The sequence below is a fragment of the Streptomyces sp. NPDC048506 genome (genome assembly GCF_040651315.1).
Taxonomy (GTDB): domain Bacteria; phylum Actinomycetota; class Actinomycetes; order Streptomycetales; family Streptomycetaceae; genus Streptomyces.
The window spans coordinates 161,612-173,630 of the sequence record NZ_JBEZIX010000016.1 but is presented as its reverse complement, the minus strand read 5'-3'; the positions used below and the strand labels follow the sequence as shown (position 1 = coordinate 173,630).

The following is a 12,019-nucleotide window of genomic DNA, read 5'->3' as shown; positions in this document are numbered from 1 at the left end:
GTGATGTACGAGTGGCCGGTCACCCATCCGACGTCGGCGGTGCACCAGTAGACGTCGGTCTCCGGCTTGAGGTCGAAGACCGCGTGGTGGGTGTACGACACCTGGGTGAGGTAGCCGCCGGTGGTGTGCAGGATGCCCTTGGGCTTACCCGTCGTGCCGGAGGTGTAGAGGATGAACAGCGGGTGCTCGGCGTCGAAGGCCTCCGGCGCGTGCGTCTCGCTCTGCCGCTCGACGAGATCGTGCCACCACACGTCCCGGCCCTCGTGCCAGGCGATGTCCTCCTGGCCGGTGCGGCGCACGACGAGCACGCTGCGGACCTCCTCCGTCCCCGGCCTGGTCAGCGCCTCGTCGACGGCGGGCTTGAGGGCGGAGGGCTTGCCTCGGCGGTAGCCGCCGTCGGCGGTGATCACCACGCGGGCGTCGGCGTCGTTGATGCGGGTCGCCAGCGCGTCCGCGGAGAAGCCGCCGAAGACCACCGAGTGCGGGGCGCCCAGGCGCGCGCAGGCCAGCATCGCGATGACCGTCTCGGGGATCATCGGCATGTAGATGGCGACCCGGTCGCCGGCCTGTACTCCCAGCTCGACCAGCGCGTTGGCGGCCTTGGAGACCTCGCGCTGGAGCTCGGCGTAGGTGATCGCGCGGCTGTCGCCGGGCTCGCCCTCGAAGTGGATCGCGACCCGGTCGCCCAGACCGTTCTCCACGTGCCGGTCGACGCAGTTGTACGCGACGTTGAGCCTGCCGTCGGCGAACCACTTGGCGAAGGGCGCGTCGGACCAGTCGAGGGTCTGGGTCGGTGCGGTCTCCCAGGACAGGCGTCGGGCCTGCTCCGCCCAGAAGCCCAGCCGGTCCGCCGCGGCCTGTTCGTACGCGGCAGCCGTGACGTTGGCATGCGCGGCCAGATCGGAGGGCGGGGCGAACCGCCGCTCCTCCTTGAGCAGGTTGGCCAGGCTTTCGTTGCTCACGACATCTCCCAATCCCAGGGCGTCCGATGTGTCCCAGGCCATAGCTCATCAGCCCGCGGGCGACCCTGACAAGGGCTGTGGAAAAAAATTGGTGTAGACCTATGGCCCGATGGTCCGTTCGGGGGCCGTTGGGAGGTCGCCGTGCAGGTCAGACCGTCACCGGCGCCGCCTCGCCGTGGACCGCGCAGAACCGTCCGGTGGCTTCGTCGAGCACGTACGCCTGGGCCTCGCCGACGTGAAAATACATGCCGTGCAAGGCGAGTGTGCCCTCGGCCACGCGGCGGGCCACGCACCCGTGCGCCCGGAGGTGGTCGAGCTGCTGCCGGACGTTGACGAGCGCCAACCGTTCTTGATCGTCGGTCACCGGCCGCCCGCTCAGCGCGACTTCGCCCCGCCCCAGCCGTCCGATGCGCTGCATCCGCGCCAGGCTCGGCCGCCCGTGACGCAGCCAGCGTGCGAGCGGGGTCGGCTCGGCCTCCTCCCCGGGGGCGGCGGAGTCCAGCAGCGCCCCCATGGCGCCGCACCCCGAATGCCCGCACACCGTGATCGAGCCGACCCGCAGCACGTCCACCGCGTACTCGACCGCCGCGCCCACCGAGTCGCAGGAGGCGTCCGTGCCGGGCGGGGGCATCAGGTTGCCGACGTTGCGCACGGTGAACAGGTCGCCCGGGCCGCTGGAGGTGATCATGCTCGTGACCAGCCGGGAGTCGGCGCAGGTCAGAAAGAGCTGGGTGGGCCGCTGGCCCTCGCGCGCCAGCCGGGCCAGCTCCTCCCGTACGAGCGGAGCGGTATGCCGCTGGAACGCGCTGACGCCGCCCAGCAGTTGGCCGCCGCTGCTCTCCGGGGAGGCGGTGAGCTCCGGGGCGGGCCGGGTGCAGTGGTGATTGCGCCACGGCGTCCACGGCCGGCAGGAGTGCGCGCCGGTCGGCTCGGCGAGCGGCCGGCCGGCGCGGCCGCCGAGGGTCACCCAGCCGCCGTGCGCCCGATGGGCGGCGGTCCAGGACTGCAACGCCTCGTAGGCGGCGTGGTCCATGAAGGAGCCGCACAGTTCGACGACGACCTCGGTGTGCGCCGGAACCAGCGCCAGCGCCCGGGTCAGCCGCGGCACCGCCAGGAACGTCAACTGCCCACTGACGCGCACCCGGTAGCCCTCACCCTCCTGTGTGACCGTGACCCGGGTGTGGGTCAGCCGGCGCAGCGCCAGGAAGGCCGCGACCGCGATGCCCGTCAGCACGCCCTGGAGGACGCCGAGGAGGACGACCCCGCCCAAGGTGGCGGCGTACACCGGGAATTCGCGGTGCCGCTGCACATGCCGGATGTGCGCGAAGCTCACCATCCGCACGCCGACGACCATCACCAGCGCGGCGAGCGCGGCCAGCGGGATCAGCTCCAGCACCGCGGCCAGCAGGCCCGCGCACAGCAGCACCCACACACCGTGCAGCACGGTGGCCCGGCGGGTGGCCGCGCCGGCCCGCACGTTGGCCGAGCCGCGGATCGCACCCCCGGAGACCGGCAGTCCGCCCAGGAGCCCGGAGACGGCGTTGGCCACCCCCTGGCCGGCCAGTTCGCGGTTGAGCCGGGCGCGGCCCGTAGGGGCGCCCGGCCGCTCGGCCGCCAGCCGGTCCACGGCCACTGCCGACAGCAGCGACTCCATGCTGGCGACCAGGGTGACGGTGAGGACCGCGGCCGCGAGAGCCGGAACGGACGCGTCCGGCAGCGCCGGCAGCTCCGGCCTCGTCCAGGACGGCAGCTCGACGCGCGGCACCGAGGATCCCGCGCTCGCGGCCGTCGCGGCGAGCACCGCGGCCAACGGGGCCGGCAGCACCCGCAGCCAGCGGCCGACGCGGCCCGGCAGCCGGCCCCAGCCGGCCAGCACGGCGACGGTGACGGCGCCGATCAGCAGGGCGGTGGTGTGCAGGTGCGCCAGCTGGCCCGGGAGCGCCGCGGCGTTGTCGAGGGCCGAGCTGTCCGGGCTGCCGCCGAGCACCACGTGGAGCTGTCCGATGGCGATGGTGGCGCCGATGCCGGCCAACATGCCGTGCACGATCGCCGGGCTGATGGCCAGCGTCGCGCGGGCCACCCGCAGGGCGCCCAGGGCGAGTTGGGCGAGGCCGGCCAGGACCGTGATGGCGCAGGTGGCGCGCCAGCCGTAGTGCTGGACGAGGCCGGCGGTGACCACCAGGAGGCCGGTGGCCGCACCGCTCACCTGGAGCGGGGTGCCGCCGAGCAGCCCTGCGACGACGCCGCCGACGGCCGCGGAGACCAGGCCGGCCTGGAGCGGGGCGCCGGTGGCCAGGGCGATGCCCAGCGACAGCGGGACGGCGAGCAGGAAGACGACGATCGAGGCCGACAGGTCCCGGCGCCACGAGGCCCAGCCGGCTTTCTGTGCGCGAGGCCCCTCGGGGGGCGTACGTGGCTCCGGAGGGACCTCGGCGCGGTGCGTGGTGCGCGGCGGCTGCGGCAGGGGCTTCTCGATCTGCGACATTCCCGTCTCCTCCGGGGCGACGCGGTCGCGCGGGGCGCGATCGTGGGGCGGCGGTGTGCTGCGGCGGGAGGCGGGCCGACCGGTGGCATCGCGGTGGGTGACGATCCGGTGACCCTCAAGCATCGGTAAATGGATCGTAATGGCAGGTAAAGGTACGGAGAAGTCTTTGAGGCTATTCGCCCCAATCTGTCCATCTATTGGGTGAATGTCATGATTATTGGTTTGTCTTTGAATTACTTCGCTCGGCCCATGAAAACCTCGCCCCCGGCCGTGAAGAGGAGTGGCGAAAGGCCGCTCCCCAGGGAGCGGCGCGGCCCTTTTCCGGCGGCCACGGAGAAGCGCGCGGCGCCGGTGGGGCGGAAGGCCGGAAAGGCCGGTAGGGCCGGAAAGTCCGGGAGCCGGTAAGGGTGGAAAGGGTGGCGGCGGAGGCGGCTCGACGGGGACCGCGTGGCCCGGGGGCGGGGCGTGGGCGCGGGTGCTGCCGCCGCGCCCGCCACCCCGGGCCGCGCGGCGCGGCAGGTCACGCGGGCTGTGGAGCGGCCGCCCCCTCGAAGAGCACGAAAGCGGGGTCCACCTGGGCGGCGAGGTCGACGCCGGTCTTCGCGTTGCCCCAGCTCTCCGCGTTCTTGAGGTGGAAGTGCACCATCTGGCGCGTGTAGCGCTCCCAGTCGCGGCGCCCGTAGGTCGCGTCCGCCGTGTCGTGCAGCGCCTCCAGGGCGCGACGGTTGGCCTGCTCCAGGTAGGCGAAGCGGGTCGGGCGGCCCTTCTCCATGGCGCGCACCCACTCGGAGTGCCCGACCGTCACCAGCAGGTCGTCGCCCACCTCCTCGCGCAGGAACGCCACGTCGTCCGGGCCCTGCACCTTGTTGCCCACGACCCTCAGCGCCACGCCGAAGTCCCGTGCGTACTCCTTGTACTGGCGGTAGACGGCGACGCCCTTACGGGTCGGCTCGGCGACCAGGAAGGTCATGTCGAAGCGGGTGAACATCCCGGAGGCGAAGGAGTCGGAGCCGGCCGTCATGTCGACCACGACGTACTCCTCGCGGCCGTCGACGAGGTGGTTCAGGCACAGTTCGACCGCGCCGACCTTGGAGTGGTAGCAGGCCACGCCCAGATCGGCCTCGGTGAACGGGCCGGTCGCCATCAGCCGCACGTCGGCGCCGTCGAGCCGCACCGTCCGCGCGCAGGCGTCGTAGACGGGGTTGTCCTCGTCGACCCGCAGCAGCCGTGATCCCTCGCCGGGCGGGGTCGTCTTGATCATGGAGGCGGTGGACGGGATCCGCGGGTTGCTGCCGCGCAAGTAGTCCTTGATCAGCGGCAGATGGGCGCCCATCGCGGGCAGTGCGGCGGCCTCCGCCTCGTCGAGGCCGAGGGCGGCCCCCAGGTGCTGGTTGATGTCGGCGTCCACCGCGACGACGGGGACCCGGGCCGCGGCGAGATGCCGGATGAACAGGGAGGACAGGGTGGTCTTGCCGCTACCGCCCTTGCCTACGAAAGCGATCTTCATGTTCACCAAGGGTAATCTTGATATTCCTCTCCGTGAGAGGTTTACGTGAAGAAGACCACTCCTTCGAGGGGTCCGGCCCGGTGGTGCGTAGGGTCATACCCATGGCTGGAATCTCCCGGGGGACGTCCCCCGCACCCTCGAATGCGAGCGTCGATCCGCTTGCGACCCTGGCCTCGCTCCCGGGAGTCGCCGACTCTGTGGACGCCGTGCGCAAGGGCGTCGACCGGGTCTACGGCCACCGGATCATGCGGCGCCGCAGCAACGAGGTCAGCTCGGAGGCGGCGCTGCGCGGAGCACGCGGTTCCGCGGCGCTGTCCGGGGCCGATTGGGCACTCGAAGAGGTCAGGCGCCGCACCGACTTCGGCGTCGAGGGGGAGCCCCGGACGGTCGGCGCGGCGCTGCGGCTGACCGCCGAGGCCGGGCAGCTGCTGAGCGTATGGCGGCAGTCGCCGCTGCGGGTGCTGGCGCGGCTCCACCTCGTGGCGGCCGGCGGAGCGGCGGCGGACGACACCGTGGGGCGCCCCCGACTGCCCGGTGAGCCGGTGGACGAACCGCTCGTCGAGCTGGCGCTGCCGGACGCCGACGAGGTCGCCGGCCGGCTGGACGGCCTGTCGCGGCTGCTGCTCGCCGGCACCGAGGCGCCGGCCCCGGTGGTCGCGGCGGTGGTGCACGGCGAACTCCTCGCGCTGCGACCGTTCGCGTCGCACAACGGGCTGGTCGCCCGGGCGGCGGAGCGGATCGTGCTGGTCGGCAGCGGACTGGACCCGAAGTCGATCTGCCCGGCCGAGGTCGGACACGCCGAGCTGGGGCGCGCGGCCTACCTCGCAGCCCTGGAGGGCTACGTCTCGGGCACCCCGGAGGGCGTCGCGGCGTGGATCGCGCACTGCGGGCGCGCGGTGGAACTCGGCGTACGCGAGAGCACCGCGGTCTGCGAGGCGCTGCAGCGCGGTGCGGCATAAGGGACGCATAAGCGAAGGCCCGGTGAACCTTCGGGGCGCTGCTCGGAAATTCCGGAAGCATTGCTTCATTCGCCCCTGAACAGGGTTGCGGCGGTACCAATCGGTGGTACCGCCGCTGGCATGTCTGCCGGGTTACCAGGCGTGCACGAAATTTGCCCATCAGGTCGGAATCTTCGTCCGGTTACCTGGTGCGGCTGGCCCGTAATCGACGGGTCGGCGTCGCGTGGGTGCCTGACATTCATGCATCGGTCCGTGGGCCACTTGCTGCGTTAAAGGTGTTCCTCTCGGATGTCCTTGGTCTCGCGGGCCGTTAAGTCCTTTGTACTACTCGTGCCGGGGAAGGGGAACCCCAGGCCGCAGATCTTTACGTTTGGCTTCAAACGCGGGCATTACGGACGGTATCGGTCTGACGGCCAATACGACCGAGGCGCAACTTCGTGGTTTTCCGGCGGCTCGCGTACCAGACCAGCGTCGCGGTGGCCATCGCCGCGCCCACCGCCACCATGGCGGCCAGTGCCGGCCGCGAGGGCAGTGCGGGCAGCCGCTGCTTGAGCGGGACCGGCCGGTTGAAGGAGAGAATCGGCCAACCCCGCGCGATCGCCTCGCGGCGCAGCGCCCGGTCCGGATTGACCGCACAGGGGTATCCGACCGCCGAAAGCATCGGGACGTCGGTCGCCGAATCGCTATACGCGTAACAACGTTCAAGGTCGTAGCCCTCGGACGCGGCGAGCTCCCGTACGGCCTCCGCCTTGGTCGGGCCGTACGCGTAATACTCCACCTCTCCGGTGAAGCGGCCGTCCGCTCCGACGACCATACGGGTGGCCACCACACGGTCGGCGCCCAGGAGTTCACCGATCGGCTCGACGACCTCGGCGCCGGAAGTGGAGACGATGACGACATCCCGCCCGGCGGCGTGATGTTCCTCGATGAGCGAGGCCGCTTCGTCGTAAATGATCGGGTCGATCAGATCGTGCAGAGTCTCGGCGACGATCTCCCGCACCTGGGCCACGTCCCAGCCGCGGCACAGTGAGGACAGATATTCACGCATCCGCTCCATCTGATCGTGGTCGGCGCCGCCCGCAAGGAACACGAACTGTGCATACGCAGTGCGCAGTACGGCCCGCCGATTGATCAGGCCGCCTTGGTAGAACGACTTGCTGAAGGTCAGCGTGCTCGACTTTGCAATGACAGTCTTGTCCAAGTCGAAGAACGCAGCGGTACGGGGAGTCGAGTGAGGCACGGAGTGGTTTTCCACGGTGCGAGCATAGGCGCCCACCATTCGGCGTAAGGTGTGGCGCGTGGGTTTGCCTGAGAAGGCTCTCGGGTACACCATGGAAGTCACGGATCGTTCGCGACCGTGCTAACCCGGTCCGGCTCCTCCCCCCCCCCGAGTCGGCCGTGGGGACGACCCCCGCTCTCCCCCCCGGCGGGGGTCGTCGCATGTCCGGGCCCCTTTCCTGCCGTCGGACACCGATCCATCCCTCTGTGCGACGCTGCAGCCCCTCCGCGCGCGGCGCCACACCCCCGTTACGCATCGTAGTCAACATGCTGCTCTGGGGAACCCCTGCCCCAGTCGCCCCGAAGCCCGGTGTACGAGCCCTTCACGAGCCCCGCACGAGCACCCTCTTCAGCCCCAGAAGTGGCCGCCCGTCGCTGGAATAGGTGATGGGGATATTCACAGGCGCGGAGTTGTCCACAGATTCGAAGCAAGATCCACTCGGTTTTCCCGATCGCTGCATCGTGAAAGTCCGCGAGTTCGCGGATGTGTGAGTTGCGTAGCGACAGGGGGACGGAACGTGCCTGGGACCACAGCATCGGAACGACCGGCCGACAGCGGCGAGGAGCGCCGCGGGCCACTGATCATCACCGAGGACGAGCGCCTGCTCGACGACCTGCTGCGGCTGTGTGCCGCGGCCAATGCCCTGCCCCAAGTGGCACACGGCCTGCCGGCCCGCCAGGGCGCCTGGGAATCGGCACCCCTCGTGATCGTCGGCGACGACTGCGCGCACCGCCTGCACGGCGTCCTGCGCCGGCCGGGCGTCATCCTCATCGGGCCGGACACCGGCGACCGGGAGCCCTGGCGCCAGGCCGTCGCCATCGGGGCCGAGCGGGTCCTCGCCCTCCCCGACGGCGAGCGCTGGCTGGTCGACCGGATCGCCGACGCGGCCGAGGGCATCGGACCGCCGGCCCTGACAGTCGGCGTCATCGGTGGCCGCGGCGGCGCGGGAGCGAGCACCCTGGCCGGCGCGCTGGCCGTCACCGCCGCCCGCACGGGCCGGCGCACCCTGCTCGTCGACGCGGATCCCCTGGGCGGCGGCCTGGACGTCCTGCTGGGCGGCGAAAAGGAGAAGGGGCTCCGCTGGCCGGCCTTCACCGAATCGCGCGGCCGGGTGGCCGGCGCGGCCCTGGAGGAAGCCCTGCCCCGGCTGCACGCCCTACGGGTGCTCAGCTGGGACCGGGGCCCCGACGTCGCCATCCCGCCGCCCGCCATGCGCGCGGTCATGGCGGCGGCCCGCCGGCGCGGCGGCGTCGTGGTGGTGGACCTGCCCCGCCGGGTCGACGAGGCGACGGCGGAGGCGCTGGCCCAGGTGGACATGGGCCTCCTGCTCGTCCCCACGGAACTGCGCGCGGTCGCCGCGGCCCAACGGGTGGCCGTCGGCGTACGACAGCAGCTCACCGATCTCCGCGTCGTGGCCCGCGCCAGTCCCGAACGGCATGGCCACGGCCTGCCACCCGCCGATGTCGCTCGCCTCATGGACCTTCCCCTGGCCGGCGAACTGCCCTGGGAGACCGGCCTGTTGGTGGACCTGGCGCGCGGTGTTCCGCCGGGAGCGCAGGTGCGGGGGCCGCTGGCGCGGTTCTGCGCCGGGTTCTGGGAACGCGTCGGGGCGAACGAGGGCAGAGCGGCAGGGGAGCGGCCCGTTCCCGCCCCGGAGTCCGATGCGCGACGGGCTGCCGAGCCGGGGCCGCGGGCTGCCCGCCCGGGGCGGTCGGAAACGGCCGGACCCGATACGGCGTCCGGTGCGGCTGCCGGCGCCCGGGCGGCGGACCGGGACGGGGGTCGGCCATGACGCCGGGGCCGGGGCAGGACCTGCTGGACGCGGTGCGCCGGCGACTGGCCGAGGCGGGGGCGGATCCGACGCCGGCGCGGGTGGCGGTGGCGCTGCGCGAGGAGGGCCGGCTCCTGGGGGACGCCGAAGTGCTGGGCGTGGTGGCCGCGTTGCGGTCGGAGATGGTGGGCAGCGGGCCGCTGGAGCCGCTGCTGGCCGCCCCCGAGGTGACGGATGTGCTCGTCACCGCCCCGGACGAGGTGTGGGTCGACCGCGGCGCAGGGCCGGAGCGTACGGACGTCCGCTTCCGGGATGCGGCCGAGGTGCGCAGACTCGCCCAGCGGCTCGCGGCGGTGGCCGGCCGGCGGCTGGACGACGCCCGGCCCTGGGTGGACGCCCGACTCCCGGACGGCACCCGGCTGCACGCCGTACTGCCCCCGGTGGCGGTAGCCGGCACCTGCCTGTCCTTACGGGTGCTGCGGCCGCGCGCCTTCGGCCTTGCCGAGCTGGTGGTGGCGGGGACGGTCCCACCGGGCGGCGACCGGCTGCTCAGGGCCGTGCTGGCGGCCCGACTGTCGTTCCTGATCAGCGGGGGTACGGGCGCCGGCAAGACCACCCTCCTCGGCACCCTGCTCGGCCTGGTCGACCCGACCGAGCGGATCGTGCTGGCCGAGGACTCGTCGGAGCTGCGGCCGGACCACCCCCATGTGGTGCGGCTGGAGACCCGCCCCGCCAACCAGGAGGGCATCGGCCGGGTGACGCTACGGGACCTCGTACGGCAGGCGCTGCGGATGCGCCCCGACCGGCTGGTGGTCGGCGAGGTGCGCGGCCCCGAGGTCACGGACCTGCTGGCCGCGCTCAATACGGGCCATGAGGGCGGCTGCGGCACGGTCCACGCCAACGCCGCCTGCGATGTCCCCGCCCGCCTGGAGGCGCTCGGGTCGGCGGCGGGCCTGGACCGTGCCGCGCTGCACAGTCAGCTGGCGGCCGCGCTCTCGGTGGTGCTGCACGTCGTACGCGACCGGGCCGGCCGCCGCCGGATCGCCGAACTCCACGTCCTGGAGCGGGACCGGGACGGCTTCGTGGTGACCGTACCCGCCGCGATCTGGAGCCCGTCCGGCTTCCAAGAGGCCCGCGGCTGGGGGCGGTTGATGCGACTGTGCGAGCGGGGCGGGGGTGGGCTCCGGTGAGCGGCGCCGAGGCGGCGCTGTCGGCCGCGGCGCTCTCCGCGGGGGCCGCGGTCCGGCTGGCGGCCGGCGGTCGGGGCGACGTACGGCGGCGGGCCGCCGCGCTCCTCGGGGACCCCGGGGCGGGCCCACCGGCGGGGTGGCGGGCGTGGCTGCCGGGCGAGGGCGCGCGGACGCGGTGCACGCGGCCGGCGGCCGAGGAGGGAGCGGTACGGCGGCCGTGCCCCGGCCGGCCGGGGCACGTCGGAAGGGAGGTCTGGTGCCTGCCGGTGGGGCTGGCGCTGGGGTGGCTGAGCGGGTCCGTGCTGCCGGTGCTCGCCGCACCGGTGGCCGGGTACCTCGCCCGGCGGTGGCGGGCCGCCCGGACGGCGGAGCGGACCCGGGAGCGGCGGATCGCGGAGGTGATCGGGCTCTGCGCGGCGGTCGCGGGCGAGCTGCGGGCCGGGCGACAGCCGGACCAGGCCCTGCTCGCCACGGGGGCACCGGGCCTCGGAACGGCGAGCCCGGCACTGCTGGCGGCCGCGCGCTACGGCGGGGACGTACCCCAGGCGCTGCGTGCCGCAGCGCGGCTCCCCGGGGCCGAGGGCCTGACCGGTGTGGCGGCGTGTTGGCAGGTGGCGGTGGAGGGCGGCGCCGGACTCGCCGCCGGACTGGAGCGGATCGCGGCCGGGCTCCGCGCCGGACGGGACCAACGCGACGACCTGCGGGCCCAGTTGGCGGGCCCCCGGGCCACCGCGCTGATGCTCGCACTGCTCCCGGTGGGCGGACTCCTGATGGGCGGTGCACTGGGTGCCGACCCGCTGCGGGTACTGCTGCACACTCCGGCCGGCTGGGCCTGCCTGGTGGCCGGCGGGCTCCTGGAGTGGGCCGGGGTGGCCTGGACGGCCCGGATCGTCGCCGCCGCGGAGCGCGCCGAGGACGGGGGAGCGTCATGAGCGCGGACGTTGTCCACAGGCTGGGGATGACGATCGCGGCCTTGCTGGCAGTGGTGTGCGCCCTGGCGCTGGTACGGGAGGCGCACCGCGAGCGGGCCGTACGGCGGCGGCTGCCGGCGGTGTGCGGAGCCGGAGCGGACCCGCACGAAGGGCGAGGCGCCACCCGGTTCAGACCCAGAGGTATCCGAGGGCGCGGACTACGGACCGAGTCGACGAACGGCACACAAGGAGCCACCGCCGGGCAACGGGTCACCGACGGCAAGGACGGCCGCGGACCACGGGCGTGGACCCGGCCCCTGGGGGCGGCCTGTTGCGTGACCATCCTCGTCGGTGGGGTGCCCGGTGCCATCGCAGGACTCGCCGCGGGCTGCGCCGCATACCACTGGCTGGGGCGCCAACGGGGCGCGGAGGCAGCGCGGTTGGCGGCCGAGCGGATACGCAGGGACCTGGCGCCGGCCGGCGATCTGCTGGCGGCGTGCCTTGCCGCGGGGGCCGGCCCACGGGAGGCGGCCGAGGCGGTGGGCCGCACACTCGACGGCCCGGTCGCCGAACGGCTGCGCCAGGTGGCGGCCGAGCTGCGGCTGGGCGGCGACCCGGCCGTCGTATGGCCCCGGCTGGCCGCCCTCCCCGGAGCCGAGGGGCTGGCCCGCTGCCTGGAGCGCGCCGGGACGGCCGGGGTGCCGGCCGTCGAGCCGGTGTCCCGGATCGCCGCCGAGCTGCGCGCGGAGCAGGCCAGAGCAGTGACCGCACGGGCCCGGCGAGCCGGGGTGTTGGTCACCTTGCCGCTCGCGACCTGCTTTCTGCCGGCGTTCCTGGTGCTCGGGGTGGCGCCGGTCCTGATCGGCCTGGCAGGCGCCCTGCTGGGGCGCAACTGACCGAGAAGCAACTGACCGAGAAGTAACTGATCCGCGGATGACGCGAGTTCAAGGCCGGC

Annotated in this window: 9 protein-coding genes; 5 read left to right on the top strand and 4 right to left on the bottom strand. The window is 73.5% G+C overall.

Annotated elements, in window-relative coordinates; genetic code table 11:
- From AB0C96_RS15905 to AB0C96_RS15895, 3 genes are all read right to left on the bottom strand, one after another.
- Window positions 1-962 (bottom strand): AMP-binding protein (locus tag AB0C96_RS15905; protein ID WP_362917701.1); only part of this gene is annotated, 962 nt, incomplete at its 3' end.
- A 148-nt stretch (window positions 963-1,110) separates the two neighbouring features.
- Entirely contained in the window at window positions 1,111-3,447 is a 2,337-nt protein-coding gene (locus AB0C96_RS15900; RefSeq protein WP_362917718.1) for a SulP family inorganic anion transporter, read from the bottom strand.
- 520 nt (window positions 3,448-3,967) lie between these two features.
- Window positions 3,968-4,954, bottom strand: a complete 987-nt coding sequence (locus AB0C96_RS15895; RefSeq protein WP_362917699.1) for an ATP-binding protein — start codon at window positions 4,952-4,954, stop codon at window positions 3,968-3,970.
- A 101-nt stretch (window positions 4,955-5,055) separates the two neighbouring features.
- Between AB0C96_RS15895 and AB0C96_RS15890 the strand changes: the two genes are divergently transcribed.
- Window positions 5,056-5,913: an oxidoreductase gene (locus AB0C96_RS15890; protein ID WP_362917697.1), complete on the top strand. Its 858-nt coding sequence runs from the start codon at window positions 5,056-5,058 to the stop codon at window positions 5,911-5,913.
- Window positions 5,914-6,289: 376 nt separating this feature from the next.
- Here AB0C96_RS15890 and AB0C96_RS15885 read toward each other — a convergent pair whose 3' ends face one another.
- Window positions 6,290-7,192, bottom strand: coding sequence for an HAD-IB family hydrolase (locus AB0C96_RS15885; protein WP_362917695.1), 903 nt, complete (start codon window positions 7,190-7,192; stop codon window positions 6,290-6,292).
- 517 nt (window positions 7,193-7,709) lie between these two features.
- On the opposite strand from AB0C96_RS15885, the gene ssd reads away from it, so the two are divergent.
- From ssd to AB0C96_RS15865, 4 genes are read left to right on the top strand one after another with little or no spacing between them, the layout of a single operon-like run.
- The gene (gene ssd / locus AB0C96_RS15880) at window positions 7,710-8,984 is read left to right on the top strand and encodes a septum site-determining protein Ssd (protein ID WP_362917693.1); all 1,275 of its coding nucleotides are present in this window, start codon (window positions 7,710-7,712) and stop codon (window positions 8,982-8,984) included.
- A complete protein-coding gene (locus AB0C96_RS15875) occupies window positions 8,981-10,153 on the top strand; it encodes a TadA family conjugal transfer-associated ATPase (RefSeq protein ID WP_362917691.1) in 1,173 nt (390 codons plus the stop codon). The genes ssd and AB0C96_RS15875 overlap by 4 nt, the downstream gene beginning before the upstream one ends.
- Window positions 10,150-11,085, top strand: a complete 936-nt coding sequence (locus AB0C96_RS15870) for a type II secretion system F family protein (RefSeq protein ID WP_362917689.1) — start codon at window positions 10,150-10,152, stop codon at window positions 11,083-11,085. Before AB0C96_RS15875 ends, AB0C96_RS15870 begins: the two co-directional genes overlap by 4 nt.
- Window positions 11,082-11,960, top strand: a complete 879-nt coding sequence (locus AB0C96_RS15865) for a type II secretion system F family protein (RefSeq protein WP_362917687.1) — start codon at window positions 11,082-11,084, stop codon at window positions 11,958-11,960. The genes AB0C96_RS15870 and AB0C96_RS15865 overlap by 4 nt, the downstream gene beginning before the upstream one ends.
- Window positions 11,961-12,019 lie beyond the last annotated feature (59 nt).

Excerpts from the sequence above, each read along its gene's own strand:
- AB0C96_RS15900 (WP_362917718.1), bottom strand. The coding sequence starts at position 3,447 with ATGTCGCAGATCGAGAAGCCCCTGCCGCAGCCGCCGCGCACCACGCAC.
- AB0C96_RS15890 (WP_362917697.1), top strand. The coding sequence starts at position 5,056 with ATGGCTGGAATCTCCCGGGGGACGTCCCCCGCACCCTCGAATGCGAGC.
- AB0C96_RS15885 (WP_362917695.1), bottom strand. The coding sequence starts at position 7,192 with ATGGTGGGCGCCTATGCTCGCACCGTGGAAAACCACTCCGTGCCTCAC.
- AB0C96_RS15875 (WP_362917691.1), top strand. The coding sequence starts at position 8,981 with ATGACGCCGGGGCCGGGGCAGGACCTGCTGGACGCGGTGCGCCGGCGA.
- AB0C96_RS15895 (WP_362917699.1), bottom strand. The coding sequence starts at position 4,954 with ATGAAGATCGCTTTCGTAGGCAAGGGCGGTAGCGGCAAGACCACCCTG.
- AB0C96_RS15865 (WP_362917687.1), top strand. The coding sequence starts at position 11,082 with ATGAGCGCGGACGTTGTCCACAGGCTGGGGATGACGATCGCGGCCTTG.